Below are 12,872 nucleotides of genomic sequence, written 5' to 3'. Positions count from 1 at the left end.
TGTTGAATTTTTTGTGCGGACGGTCAGTCGTCGGCGCGCGGGCGGCGCAGCAGGAGCAGCGCGGCTGCTGCGGCGACCAGCGTGACGGGAATGCTTGCGCCGATTACGGTCGATGAACTGCGGCCCATCGCCAGCAATTGACCCGCGGCCAGCGGCCCGACCACCGAGCCGACGCGGCCCACCGCCACCGCCGCGCCAACGCCGGTGCCGCGCATGGCCGTCGGATAAAATGCCGCGGACAGCGCATACAGCACCGATTGGCCGCCGATCACGAACATCCCCGCGAAGAAGGCCGAGGCCGCCAGCGCGCCGAAGCCGGGCGCCATCGAAAGCGCCGCGAGCGACGCGATGATCCCGACATACATGCCCGCCACCACCACGCCCGAGCGCATGCGATCCATCAACATGCCGATGCACAACGCGCCGATGCCGCCGCCGATGTTGAAAAAGATCTGCACGTAGCCGACCTGCGCGCGCGTCAGACCGCTTGCCGCCATCAACGAGGGCAGCCAGTTGAGCAGGAAGTAGAGGACGATCAGCGTGCAGAAATAGCTGACCCAGATCTGCACGGTGGAGAGCCCACGCGTGCCACCGAACAGGATTTCACCGACCGGCGCGGGTTTGGCGTGGCCATCGCGCGATGCTTGCGTGAACGCCTTCGAATCCGCGAGAAACACGAGCAGCAGTGGCACCAGCACCAGCGGTCCCGCGCCGCCGACGTAGAAGATGTGGCGCCACTCGGTGTCGCCCGCACTCAGCACGCCGATCACCGACGCGATCACACCACCGAACGGAATGCCGCAATACATCACACTCACGGCGGTGCTGCGCGAACGCGGCTCGACCGCTTCCGACGACAACGCGATCAGGTTCGGCAATGCGCCACCGAGTCCGATACCCGTCAGCACCCGCACGATCACGAGCGTGTGAAAGTCGCTCACCAGCGCGGTCATGATCGACAGCAGGCCGAACAGGCAGGCGGAGATCACGAGCACGCGCTTGCGGCCGATGCGGTCGGCGAGCCGTCCGCCGAACATCGCGCCGGGCAGCAAGCCGAAGGTGCCGGCGCTGAACGCCAGGCCCATCTGCGCGACCGAGAGGCCGAACTCGCGCGCCATGCGCGGCGCGGCGACGCCGACCGACTGCAGGTCGAGCCCTTCGAGCAGGGCAATCGCAAAACACAATCCGAGGGTGACGAAGGCGCCTGTCCGGCTGGACGTCGCCCGTAGCGCAGTGCCTTCGGTCGAATTCAATGTTCCGGCTCTTTTCACGTTAGTGATCCTTATTAAATGGCGTGGTTTTCCGGTTTTGCTGGAAGTCAGCAGATGCCGAGTCGCCGTCTTGCATGCCAGACGGGTTCGGCAAGCGGGCGTCAGATCATCGTCGAGGCCACGATGGAATACCCTGCAGCAGCGCAGCAATCACCGCCGCGCGCGGCGCATCGTTTCGATGGCCAGACGACGGTGCATTTGCTTCGAGGCGATGCGGCGCGTCTCCACACGCCGCATCGTGGACTGGATTTAATATCAGGTAGGCTGATAACACAAGCGCAAATTGTTCGGTGAAAACACCTAGCAATTCGGCGAGGCGGCCAGCGGATCTAGCCGCGCAGATTACGAACGAAAGTTTCGAGGTGGGTCTGCACCGCGCCGGCGGCGTCGAGTTCGATGCCTTCCATCATCTGCTTCTCGATGGCCTTGACGGCCTGCTCGCATTCGCGTAACACGGCGCGCCCTTCGTCCGTCAGTCGCAGCAGCACGATGCGGCCGTGCGTCGGGTCCGGTTCGCGGCTTACCCAGTTGCGGCTTGCCATCGCATTCATCACCTCATTGGCCGACTGCGGCGTGATGAAGGAACGCTCGGCGACCTGTGCGTTGGATGCTTGCCCTTTGGCTTCGAGCACGGAAAGCGCGGTGAATTGCGCGAGCGTCAGGCCGAGCGGCGCGAGCGCTTCGGTCATACGGCGCCGCAGGATGCGGTCGAGACTGCCGATCACATAGGTCAGGCGCAGGCTGGAACGGCGAGTGCGTGTGGCGGTCGGCTCGGCAGGCGAGTTTTGATTTTTGCTCATCGTGGGCAGAAGGTTCGGTCTATCCCGTATCTTAGCGCGCCTCGACGGAAATTCCGCCGCTAGGGGTTTGCACCGAGCGGGCGATTTTCCACTTTACATATCAGGCAGCCTGATATTAAATGTGTTCATCAGGCCGCGGTCGCGGCCAACGTTCACGGAGAAAGCAGATGAGTTATGAAGGCCGTTGGAATACCGTCAAGGTCGATGTCGTGGAAGGAATCGCATGGGTCTCGTTCAATCGACCTGAGAAGCGCAACGCGATGAGCCCCACGCTGAACAAGGAAATGATCGAGGTGCTCGAAGCCGTTGAGCTGGACGCGGAAGCCCAGGTTCTGGTACTCACCGGCGAAGGCGACGCGTGGACTGCCGGCATGGACCTGAAGGAATATTTCCGCGAAGTCGACGCGGGCCCTGAAATCCTGCAGGAAAAGATTCGCCGCGACGCGTGCCGGTGGCAATGGCAACTGCTGCGCATGTACGCGAAGCCGACCATCGCGATGGTCAATGGCTGGTGCTTCGGTGGCGGATTCTCGCCGCTGGTGGCGTGCGACCTCGCGATTGCCGCCGACGAAGCCGTGTTCGGCCTCTCCGAAATCAACTGGGGCATTCCGCCGGGCAACCTGGTGAGCAAAGCAATGGCCGATACCGTCGGGCATCGTCAGGCGCTGTATTACATCATGACGGGCGAGACGTTCACCGGGCAGGAAGCGGCGCAGATGGGCCTCGTCAACAAGAGCGTGCCGCGCGCCGAGTTGCGCGAAGCTACGCGTGCGCTCGCCGGCAAACTGCTCGAGAAGAATCCGGTGGTGTTGCGCGCCGCCAAGCAGGGTTTCAAGCGTTGCCGCGAACTGACGTGGGATCAGAATGAAGACTATCTGTACGCCAAGCTCGATCAGGCGCAACTGCGCGATCCCGAAGGCGGCCGCGAACAGGGCCTCAAGCAGTTCCTCGACGACAAGGCGATCAAGCCCGGTCTGCAAACGTACAAGCGCTAATCGGTCGCATCGGTGTGGACTTCGGTTCACGCAGACTACGGTGAGTGATGCAGCGAGAGAGACAGCGAGGAGACGACGGACATGCATGAAGTGACTTTGTTGATTGGCGGCGAAAGCCGCGGCGCATCGGACGGCAAGACGTTCGAGCGGATCAATCCCGCGAGCGGCCAGGCTGCTTCGCGTGCGGCGGCGGCCACGCTGGCCGATGCCGACGCCGCGGTTGAAGCGGCCGCGCAGGCCTTTCCGGCCTGGTCGGCGCTGGCACCGACCGAGCGTCGCAAGCGTTTGCTGGCGGCAGCGGATCTGATGGACGCCCGCACCGCGCAGTTCATCGAAACCGGCGTCGCCGAAACGGGCGCGATGCCGAACTGGTACGGCTTCAACGTTATGCTGGCCGCCAACATGCTGCGCGAAGCCGCGGCCATGACCACGCAGATCGACGGCGACGTGATTCCGTCCGATGTGCCAGGCAGTCTCGCGATGGCGGTGCGCCAGCCATGCGGCGTGGTGCTCGGCATGGCGCCGTGGAACGCGCCGGTGATTCTCGGCACGCGGGCCATTGCGATGCCGCTCGCGTGCGGCAACACGGTCGTGCTCAAGGCGTCCGAAGGTTGTCCGGGCGTGCATCGGTTGATCGGCAGCGTGCTGCAGGAAGCCGGGCTCGGCGATGGCGTCGTCAACGTGATCACACATTCCGCCGAAGACGCGCCGGCGATCGTGGAGCGGCTGATTGCGCATCCGGCGGTACGTCGGGTGAATTTCACCGGTTCGACGCGAGTGGGGCGCATCGTCGCGCAGCATGCGGCGCTGCATCTGAAGCCGGCGTTGCTCGAACTCGGCGGCAAGGCCCCGGTCGTGGTGCTCGACGATGCCGATCTGGATGCGGCCGTCGCAGGCATCGCGTTCGGCGCGTTTTTCAACCAGGGGCAGATTTGCATGTCGACGGAGCGCGTGATCGTCGACCGGAAAATTGCGGATGCGCTGGTGGAGAAACTCGCGGCGAAAGCGCGAAGCCTGAAAGCCGGCGACCCGGCCGCTGCCGATTCCGTACTCGGTGTGCTCGAAAGCGCGGCTGCCGCGCGGCGCATCGAGGCGTTGATCGAAGACGCGCATGAGAAGGGCGCGCGGTTGCCGGTCGGCTGCACGGTCGAAGGCGCTGTGATGCAACCGGTGATTGTCGACGGCATTACGCCTGCAATGAAGCTGTATGCGGAAGAATCGTTCGGGCCGGTGGTGACGGTGCAACGCGTGGACGGCGACGAAGAAGCGATTCGAATCGCCAACGACAGCGAATATGGACTCTCAGCCGCGGTATTCAGTCGCGATGTGTCGCGCGCGTTGAACGTCGGGAAGCGCATTGAATCGGGCATCTGCCATATCAACGGTCCGACCGTGCACGATGAAGCGCAGATGCCGTTCGGCGGCGTGAAGAAGAGCGGCTACGGGCGATTCGGCAGCAAGGCGTCGATTGCCGAGTTCACGGATCTGCGTTGGATCACGATTCAAACCGGACCGCGGCACTATCCGATTTGATCGTTGCGATCGCGATTTTCATTCTGATCGATAGGAGACAGGCTTTGCATTCCGAGCCGATACAACCGAATACCCCCGGTGCGCCGAAGCGCTACCGGGCGACGACGATCGGCGCTTCATCATTGCACACGCAGCGCCAGGGCGACACGTGGTATCTGCGCGCGGCAGAACCGCTCGGCGAGCATCCGCAACGTATGACGGAACGGCTCGCGAGCGGTGCGCAAGCGCATCCCGACCGATGGCTCGCGGCGCGTCGCGGCACCCACGGTCAATGGATCGGCCTGAGCTACGCAAAGGCGTTGCAAAGCGCTCGCGCAATCGGCCAGGCGCTGCTCGCGCGCGATCTTTCCGCTGAACGGCCCATCGTGATTCTGTCGGGCAACGATCTCGAACATCTGCAAATTGCGCTCGGCGCAATGTGGGCCGGCGTTCCCTATGCCGCGATTTCGCCGGCCTATGCGCTTGCTTCCGGCGACTTCGGCAAGTTGCGCCATACGATCGACCTGCTGACGCCAGGTCTCGTGTTTGCAAGCAGCTACGATACGTTCGCCAAGGCAATCGAGGCGGTCGTGCCGGCCGATGTCGAAGTAATTGCCGTCAACTTGCCACGAGAACAGCGGACCGCGCGTAGCTTGACTTCGTTCGGCGACCTGCTGAACACAACGCCCACTACCGTCGATTCCGTGCACGCCACGATGAGCCCCGACGCGATCGCCAAATTCCTTTTCACCTCGGGTTCGACCAAACTGCCGAAAGCGGTGCCGACCACCCACCGCATGCTATGCAGCAACCAGCAGATGCTGCTCGAAACGTTCCCCGAGTTCGCGACGGAGCCACCGGTGCTGGTCGACTGGCTGCCGTGGAATCACACGTTCGGCGGCAGCCATAACGTGGGCATCGCGCTCTACAACGGCGGCACGCTCTATATCGACGACGGCAAACCGGTCAACGGCAAGTTCGAGGAAACGCTGCGCAATCTGCGCGAGATCGCCCCGACTATCTACTTCAATGTGCCGAAGGGTTGGGAGGAACTGGCGATCGCGCTGGAGCGCGACGAGCAATTGCGCGAGACTTTTTTCTCGCGCGTGAAGGTGTATTTCTTCTCCGGTGCCGGCTTGTCGCAAGCGGCGTGGGACAGGCTCGAACGCGTCACTGAAACGTATTGCGGCGAGCGGATACGCATCATGGCCGGACTTGGTATGACGGAGACGTCGCCGTCGTGTCTGTTCACCACGGGGCCGATCATGCGCGCGGGCTATGTGGGCCTGCCCGCGCACGGTTGCGAAGTCAAACTAGCGCTGGTCGGCGACAAGCTCGAGGCGCGTTATCGCGGGCCGCACGTCATGGCCGGGTACTGGCGCGCCGATGCGGCCGAGTTGGAGAACGTCTTCGACGAAGAAGGCTACTTCCGCAGCGGCGACGCACTGCGCTTTGTCGACATGGCGCAGCCGGAACTTGGGCTGTTGTTCGATGGGCGCATTGCCGAGGACTTCAAGCTGAGCTCGGGCACTTTCGTGAGCGTCGGCCCGATGCGGGCGCGCGTGATTTCTGAAGGCGCACCGTATGTGCAGGACGTGGTGGTCGCCGGCATGAATCGCGACGATGTGGGGCTGCTGGTCTTCCCACGTCTCGACGATTGCAAGCGGCTGGCTCGTTTGCCCGTTTCGGCGAGCGCGCAAGAGGTGGTCGAAGCACCCACCGTGCGCGCGCACTTCGCGGCTCTGCTCGACACGCTCAATCGCGGTGCCACGGGCGGCGCGACCACCATTGCGCGGCTGCGGCTCATGGACGTCGCGCCGTCGCTCGATCTCGGTGAGATCACGGACAAAGGCTCGATCAATCAACGCGCGGTGTTGACGCATCGCGCCGCGCTCGTCGAGGCGATGTATGACGCGGCACAGCGCGATCCGGCCGTGATCGTCGCGAGTGCATGCGGCGCGACGTGACGCGTGCGCCGCAGGATCAGACAGGAAAGGCTAGATGAATCTCGACCAACTCGTCGCAATCGACACTCACGTGCACGCGGAAGTTTCGTGCTGCCAGCCGCCGGATCTGTTCGGCAAGGAATTCGACGATGCCGCCGACAAGTACTTCGGCACCGTGCTGAAACTCGGCCGGCGGCCGACGATTCCCGAGACCATCGAACACTATCGCGAGCGCAAGATCGGCTTCGTGATGTTCACCGTGGACTGTGAAGCGAACCTCGGACGGCCGCGCATCCCAAACGAGGAGATCGCCGAATTCGCGCAGAAAAACAGCGACATCATGATTGCCTTCGCGAGTATCGATCCGCACAAGGGCAAGATGGGAGTCCGTGAGGCGCGCAAGCTGATCGAGGAATACGGTGTGCGCGGTTTCAAGTTTCATCCCACGATGCAAGCCTTTTTCGCCAACGACCGGCTTGCTTATCCGCTCTACGAACTGATCGCCGAACACCGGCTCACGGCGGTTTTTCACAGCGGCCATTCCGGCATGGGGTCAGGCATGCGAGGCGGCGGCGGACTGCGCCTGAAATATTCGGAGCCGATTCATCTCGACGACGTCGCGGCGGATTTCCCCGATATGAACATCGTGATCGCGCATCCGTCGTGGCCGTGGCAGGAGCAGGCGTTGTCGATCGCATTGCATAAGCCCAACGTCTATATCGACCTGTCTGGCTGGTCGCCGAAATATTTCTCGCCCGAGTTGATCCGCCACGCAAATACGGTGCTCAAGCGCAAGATGCTGTTCGGTTCGGATTTTCCGCTGATCCAGCCGGACCGCTGGCTGGAGGATTTCAGGCAGGTCGGTTTCAGGGAAGAGGTGCAGCCTTTGATTCTCAAGCAGAACGCGATCGGCCTGCTGGGGCTTCAGAACGACACCTAAAAGCGTTGGTGGGTAGCAGTGCAGGTCCACTGCGCACGGCAGAGGCGCTTCGCCGTATACAATTCGGCAGCGCCTGATTTTTGCCTGTTTTTTTGCCCAATACCGACCTGATCCCATCCATGCCGAATCCGACCCGGGCCTTCCTTCTTGGCCCGCTCCTGAAAGGCGTTTCACGTTCCTTCTATCTCACCTTGCGCGTGCTGCCCGTCGGGATGCGCGATCCGATCGGACTCGCCTACCTGCTGGCACGCGCGGCCGATACGATTGCGGACACCTCGCTGATCTCGCCGGAACAACGACTCGCCTTGCTGTTGTCGCTGCGTGCTCAGGTGAATGGCGCAACCGACGACGGCGCGTTGTTCCAGCGCATGGCCGCCGAAGTGGCGGGGCAGCAGATCCAGTCGGACGAGAAAGTGCTGCTCGAATCGCTCGGCCCTGCGCTCGATGTGTTGTCGCAGCTGAGCGAATCGGATCGCAAGGCCGTGCGCGAGATCGTCTCGACGCTGACCGAAGGCATGGAGTTCGATCTTCGCACCTTCCCCGACGAACGTTCCGGTCAGATCGCGTCGCTGCGCGAATACGACGAACTCGACCGCTATACGTATCTGGTGGCGGGCTGCGTCGGCGAATTCTGGACCACCATGACCTACGCGCACATGCCAGGCACGCTGAAGGAGCGGTCCGAGACGATGGCACGGCGCGGCGTGCGGTTCGGCAAGGCGCTGCAAATGACCAACGTGTTGCGCGATTGCGGCAAGGATTTGCGAATCGGCCGTTGTTATTTGCCGCAGACCCTGCTCGACCAATATGGCCTAAGCGCGCAGGATCTGCTGCTGCCGGCGAATTCGGTGCGTGCCCGGCCGCTGATGGTCGAACTTCTGCGCAAGACACTCGATCATTTCCGCGAAGCCCTCGATTACACGCTAGCGATTCCCGCGTTTTCCGTGCGTTTGCGGCTCGCATGTTTGTGGCCGATTCTGATCGGTCTCGAGACGTTGATCCTGCTCGCGGACAACAGCGCCTGGCTCGATCCGCAGAAAGTGTCCAAGGTGCGACGCAATAGGGTGTATCAGATCATCGCGTCGTCGCTGTTGCTGGTGCCTTCGAATGCGCTGGTGCGCAATGCCATCGAACAGCGAATCAGGCAGATCGAAGCCCGGATGTGAGGATGATGGAACACGCGCTGTGTCAGCGAAGCATTCAGGAGTTCCATTTTCTACGGGCAAGACCGGATCGAGCCACGCCGCATAACGGACTGCGTGAAAGCGTGACCTGATTTAATCTGCATCATGGAATAGCCATCGATCGGGAAACCCCTAGGACCGTGTATCCATGGTTCGCGTTAGTCTCTTCAAAAGAGGAGGCGAACCATGAGACAAGCGTTCAATATTGCCGTAGTGCTGTTGCTAGGTTATCTGATGGCAGATAGGGCGCTGATGCGTGCGCAAGCGGGAGAGATGGGGACAATAACGTGTCACCAGGGGGCTGAGCTGGTCAAATCGAACGCGCTGAAAAAAGGCTTTGGAGACATCGGGGCCAGCAGTCAGGGCGAGAATTTCCTCTCGAGCTGTCTCGTCACCGGGCGCGGTCAAGTGGGCGATCTGGTCGCACGCGACTGACGCGGGTCACCGGACCCACTATCTGAAACCGGCACGTAGTCCGCCATTGCGGGCGCCGTTTCGATACTGACAAAGGCGCTGCCGAACAAGGCGCCAATAAAAAGCGCCCGGACCGTGAAGGGTCCAGGCGAAGCCATCGGGAGCCCGATGACGGAGGTAACCAATACACCACTGGCCCGCGATCGGGGATACTCGGTCGCGGGCCAGTTCGTTTTGAATCATTGCGCACCGGTTACTGGTGCGCCAGGCGGTCAATCGCCGCGCAGAACTTGGCGCTAGTGCAGTTCGACTCGCCGAATGGCTGGTTACGGTCGGGTTACTGCTTGATTACCGCGCGACGCCGCTTAGTTGCCGAAGTAAATCGACTTCGGGCCGTTCGCTTGAACCGGGCTGCCCGCTTGCGAGGCGCCACTCACCACACCACCGTAACCACTTTCCGCTGCCTGTGCGGTGCCGTTCTCACGAGCGACGCGAGCTTCCGCGGCCTGGATGTCGGCGGGGTAGTACGGGTCGGCGAGGCCGGGCTGATAGCCTGCCTTTTCGAGTTGAATCAGTTCGGCACGCACTTGAGCGCGGGTCACCGGCTGGTTGGACTGCGCAAACGAAGCAACAGGAGCGGCCAGTACAGCGGCGATAACAACAGCTTGAATGAGCGATTTCATGATGAACTACCTCCAATTCGGTTTTATCTTGCTACGAACGTTCTTGTTCGTATTCAGTGATTGGATTGTAGTTTTGCGACCTGGATAGAGTAATCCCCGTTTGAGGTAATGTTTGTTGCTAAATTTGAGACAACCAGCCGGAATTCCACGGGCGAGAAACGCGCGACGATGCACGCGGCGAGCCGTTCACTCGTCGCGTGCATCGTCTGGTTCTTGAACGAAACGCCAATCAACTGCCCGAGAAAATCGGACCCTGTCCACCCGGCGAGAATTGCTGGAATACCTCGCTGTGCGACGGACCCTGCGCTGCTTGTGGACGCGCCGCCGAGGCCGTTGCGGGCTCGCGAAGCGTGACGGCGCTGTCCGGCGTGATGGGAACGCTGGGCTTGGCGAGCAATTCGGTCTTTCGCATCGATCCCACCGACGTGCCGAAGTAGTAGCCGATGATGCTGATCCACGCCGTACCCAATGCGCCGACGATCACGTTGACGAGATCCTTGTTCGTGCCCGGCAGCGGCTGGAAGGCCATGAGCAGCAGAATGCCGAAGAAGCCGGCAGTGACCGCCATCGCAAGGACTTTGGGCACCCAGTCCTTATTGCTGATTCCCATGGCGCGCGCGTCGGCCCGATCGGCGGCCTGGATGCGCGCCATATCGCTTTCGTGCGCGAGGCTCGCCTGGGCGGCGCTGACCATCAGTTGTTGCAATTGCAACGAGTTCGCACTTTCGGCTTGCCGCACTTTCTCCAGTGCGGTGGGATCGTTCAACGCGAGTTCCACGACGCCGGGATCGCTCGGCGTGCCGAGCGCATGCGAAATGATCGCGGCGGCGGCCGTCACGCCCACGCCAATCGGACCACCCACGAGGCCGGCAAGAAGCGGTGCGCTGCTGCCGATGTTCGACGCTACTTTAGACCAGTCCATCATGCTGCTCCCAGGAGAAGATTAGCGGCCATTCTTTCGGTCCATCCACGGCTGAAATTGGGCCAGGCGTGCAGATTGCGCAGGTAACGCAAGCGATAAGCGGCAAAGCGCATGACGAACTTCAGTGGGTCCGCGCTTTTGACCGCATCGAGTGTGTCCGGGCCGAACTTGCCGTCTTCTTTCGCGCCGGAAGCTTTTTGCATCCACAACACCACCAGACCGCCGTTGTAATTGGCGTCGAATATCTGGAAGGCCACGCGCGGATCGAGTTCGTCGAGATGCAGAGGATCCCAGTACTTCTGTTTGGCGATCTGTCTGGCGGTATCCAGCGGCAGGTCTTTCATGGCGCCGGTATAACCGGCGCTGCGTGCCACGCGCGCCGTGACGCCCCACATCGTTTCACCGCCAGGATCATGCGGATTGAAGGAGTAACCGCCTTCATTGCCGATCAGAGCCTTGAACGCCTCTTCGAAATTGTCCATCGAACATCTCCTCTTCAACTAGGTGCTTTAGTGCAACGGTTAGGTGCTGCGGGATCAATCCATCTGCATTGCGTACCACTCGGTGCGGCTGGGTGTTCATTATGCGGTTTGCAACGAAAGCGAGGCGGGCGGGTTCGCAACAGGTCTGACTCCGCCATTGGGTTTCGATGCGTCCGGCCGATTGCCCCCCTGCGCCGCTCGCGCAAGCCGTGCGAGATGACTTTCCCGCGCTGACAAAGTCCCTGCATCGAGTTGTAACGCTTGGGCATATTTGCGCGAGGCGCCGGGCAGATCGCCTTTGCGATCCAGTGCCCGGCCCCATTCCGCGTAAGAGGGCGCCAGATCGGGGCGCAGCGCGACGGCGCGCGAGAGTTTTTCGATCGCTTCGTCATAGCGGCCGACGGTGACGAGCGCTTCGCCCCAATCGTGCAGGTTGTCGACGGAGTCCGGCTTCATTCTGTCCGCCTGCTTGAATGCATCGAGTGCTTCGGCATAGCGATTCGCATGCAACAGCACGTCGCCGAGAAGACGCAGATTTTCGGCCGTCTTCGATTTCTCGCTGGCGCCAGCTCGCAACGCTTCGAGCGCGTCATCGATGCGATGCTGCTGTTCGAGTGCGATGCCAAGGCTTGCGTGCAGCACCGCCGAATGCTTGTACACGGTCAGCGCTTCGCGAGTCTGCTGTTCGGCCTCTTTGGATAGCCCCTGATTCGCAAGCAGCCACGCTTTGCCGGCGAGCGCCCATTCGCCTTGCTCGGAGGCGGGCAGTGCCAGCACTTCGTCGTAGATCGAAACGACCTCGCCGTAGTCGCATTGCGCGAGCGAACACTTGGTTCTCTGGACTTGCGAATAGAGATGACTGGCGAGAATATTCGGCTCGGCAAGACGCATGGCTTTGACGGCGATGTCGTGCACGAACTTCTCCAGATCGCGTCCTTCAAAAGGCACCGTGCTTTCGCGGGAATTGAAGGGGCCGCCTTCAATCTGCACGTGCGCTACATAGGAATCCGCGCTGTCGTTGACCTTCGTGATGCCGACATGAACCATGACATCCGTGCGTTTGATGACGCCTTTGATGAAGCGCACGGTGGTCGCATACGACATCTCCTGACCGGGGATCTGAATGTCCGGTTGTGCGTCGTTGTCCGTCATGGTGTCGTGAGGAATCGACTCGGCGTCCTGGCCGATGGCCCGCATCGAAGACATGATGCGTTCCGCGAGAAAGTTCGACGTGTAGCCGCGTTCCACCAGCGACTGCGGCGTCTCGACAGGCGGCACCAGCAGTTGCCTCGTGAGCACGCCGCGCACGACGAGGCAGAAAAAACCGATGGTGAGCACCGCGAAAACCCACGGCAAGACATACGGCCACAATTGTTTCGGGCCGCGACCGATGAAACCTGCGGTCCGCAACCCGAACGGCACGAGTCCGGCTGAAAAGTGGTGATTTCCCGCGCGATGCGTCGAACCGCTTGCCGCGGAAAAAGACCGGTTTCGCCAATTCATTGGTCGACGTTGACTCTGCACACTCGACATGACGCACCTCGATTCAGCCGATGTTGGTAACTGCACGACTAGGTGACGGGTATTACGCATCGACCGTGCCATTGCGCACAGTGCCTTATGCAGCGGGCCTGTACGCTATTGCGGCGACCGGGAGAGCGGAAATGTGTTGCGCGCGGGCCAACGAATGCCGATCGCAAGTTTGCTGGCGGGAGACAGGTGG

12 protein-coding genes are annotated in these 12,872 nt (G+C 61.7%); 6 read left to right on the top strand and 6 right to left on the bottom strand.

What is annotated here, in order from left to right:
* Window positions 1-23: 23 nt before the first annotated feature.
* Window positions 24-1,253 (bottom strand): 3-(3-hydroxy-phenyl)propionate transporter MhpT, encoded by a 1,230-nt coding sequence (gene mhpT, locus B0G74_RS29445; protein ID WP_132379486.1) that lies wholly within the window; start codon window positions 1,251-1,253, stop codon window positions 24-26.
* A 347-nt stretch (window positions 1,254-1,600) separates the two neighbouring features.
* Window positions 1,601-2,101, bottom strand: a complete 501-nt coding sequence (locus B0G74_RS29440; protein WP_132378829.1) for a MarR family transcriptional regulator — start codon at window positions 2,099-2,101, stop codon at window positions 1,601-1,603.
* Between the two features lie 137 nt (window positions 2,102-2,238).
* Between B0G74_RS29440 and B0G74_RS29435 the strand changes: the two genes are divergently transcribed.
* The 6 genes from B0G74_RS29435 (at window position 2,239) to B0G74_RS29410 (ending at window position 9,083) form a co-directional block, all read left to right on the top strand.
* Window positions 2,239-3,066 (top strand): p-hydroxycinnamoyl CoA hydratase/lyase, encoded by an 828-nt coding sequence (locus tag B0G74_RS29435; protein ID WP_132378827.1) that lies wholly within the window; start codon window positions 2,239-2,241, stop codon window positions 3,064-3,066.
* A gap of 81 nt (window positions 3,067-3,147) precedes the next feature.
* The gene (locus B0G74_RS29430; RefSeq protein ID WP_132378825.1) at window positions 3,148-4,599 is read left to right on the top strand and encodes an aldehyde dehydrogenase; all 1,452 of its coding nucleotides are present in this window, start codon (window positions 3,148-3,150) and stop codon (window positions 4,597-4,599) included.
* Between the two features lie 107 nt (window positions 4,600-4,706).
* Window positions 4,707-6,545 carry a feruloyl-CoA synthase gene (locus tag B0G74_RS29425; protein WP_243658376.1) on the top strand — a complete coding sequence of 613 codons (1,839 nt, stop codon included), beginning with the start codon at window positions 4,707-4,709 and terminating at the stop codon, window positions 6,543-6,545.
* Window positions 6,546-6,579: 34 nt separating this feature from the next.
* Window positions 6,580-7,464 carry an amidohydrolase family protein gene (locus B0G74_RS29420; RefSeq protein WP_132378821.1) on the top strand — a complete coding sequence of 295 codons (885 nt, stop codon included), beginning with the start codon at window positions 6,580-6,582 and terminating at the stop codon, window positions 7,462-7,464.
* Window positions 7,465-7,583: 119 nt separating this feature from the next.
* On the top strand, window positions 7,584-8,630 hold the full coding sequence (locus B0G74_RS29415; protein ID WP_132378819.1) for a phytoene/squalene synthase family protein: 1,047 nt from the start codon (window positions 7,584-7,586) through the stop codon (window positions 8,628-8,630).
* 204 nt (window positions 8,631-8,834) lie between these two features.
* Window positions 8,835-9,083, top strand: coding sequence for a hypothetical protein (locus B0G74_RS29410; protein WP_132378817.1), 249 nt, complete (start codon window positions 8,835-8,837; stop codon window positions 9,081-9,083).
* Between the two features lie 344 nt (window positions 9,084-9,427).
* Here the strand turns inward: B0G74_RS29410 and B0G74_RS29405 are convergent, their stop codons facing one another.
* From B0G74_RS29405 to B0G74_RS29390, 4 genes are all read right to left on the bottom strand, one after another.
* The gene (locus B0G74_RS29405) at window positions 9,428-9,745 is read right to left on the bottom strand and encodes a DUF4148 domain-containing protein (RefSeq protein ID WP_132378815.1); all 318 of its coding nucleotides are present in this window, start codon (window positions 9,743-9,745) and stop codon (window positions 9,428-9,430) included.
* A gap of 229 nt (window positions 9,746-9,974) precedes the next feature.
* Window positions 9,975-10,667, bottom strand: coding sequence for a hypothetical protein (locus B0G74_RS29400; protein ID WP_132379484.1), 693 nt, complete (start codon window positions 10,665-10,667; stop codon window positions 9,975-9,977).
* Window positions 10,667-11,149: a glycosyl hydrolase 108 family protein gene (locus B0G74_RS29395; RefSeq protein ID WP_132378813.1), complete on the bottom strand. Its 483-nt coding sequence runs from the start codon at window positions 11,147-11,149 to the stop codon at window positions 10,667-10,669. The genes B0G74_RS29400 and B0G74_RS29395 overlap by 1 nt, the downstream gene beginning before the upstream one ends.
* 99 nt (window positions 11,150-11,248) lie before the next feature.
* A complete protein-coding gene (locus tag B0G74_RS29390; protein ID WP_132378811.1) occupies window positions 11,249-12,682 on the bottom strand; it encodes a tetratricopeptide repeat protein in 1,434 nt (477 codons plus the stop codon).
* Window positions 12,683-12,872 lie beyond the last annotated feature (190 nt).

The organism is Paraburkholderia sp. BL9I2N2 (assembly GCF_004339745.1).
In the GTDB taxonomy this organism is placed as follows: Bacteria; Pseudomonadota; Gammaproteobacteria; order Burkholderiales; family Burkholderiaceae; genus Paraburkholderia.
Note: the sequence above shows the minus strand (reverse complement) of the source record. Positions and strands in the feature narration are given on the sequence as shown.

Coding starts and splice junctions, on each gene's coding strand:
- B0G74_RS29435 (WP_132378827.1), top strand. CDS start 2,239: ATGAGTTATGAAGGCCGTTGGAATACCGTCAAGGTCGATGTCGTGGAA.
- B0G74_RS29390 (WP_132378811.1), bottom strand. CDS start 12,682: ATGTCGAGTGTGCAGAGTCAACGTCGACCAATGAATTGGCGAAACCGG.
- B0G74_RS29405 (WP_132378815.1), bottom strand. CDS start 9,745: ATGAAATCGCTCATTCAAGCTGTTGTTATCGCCGCTGTACTGGCCGCT.
- B0G74_RS29430 (WP_132378825.1), top strand. CDS start 3,148: ATGCATGAAGTGACTTTGTTGATTGGCGGCGAAAGCCGCGGCGCATCG.
- B0G74_RS29400 (WP_132379484.1), bottom strand. CDS start 10,667: ATGGACTGGTCTAAAGTAGCGTCGAACATCGGCAGCAGCGCACCGCTT.
- B0G74_RS29410 (WP_132378817.1), top strand. CDS start 8,835: ATGAGACAAGCGTTCAATATTGCCGTAGTGCTGTTGCTAGGTTATCTG.
- B0G74_RS29415 (WP_132378819.1), top strand. CDS start 7,584: ATGCCGAATCCGACCCGGGCCTTCCTTCTTGGCCCGCTCCTGAAAGGC.
- B0G74_RS29395 (WP_132378813.1), bottom strand. CDS start 11,149: ATGGACAATTTCGAAGAGGCGTTCAAGGCTCTGATCGGCAATGAAGGC.
- B0G74_RS29420 (WP_132378821.1), top strand. CDS start 6,580: ATGAATCTCGACCAACTCGTCGCAATCGACACTCACGTGCACGCGGAA.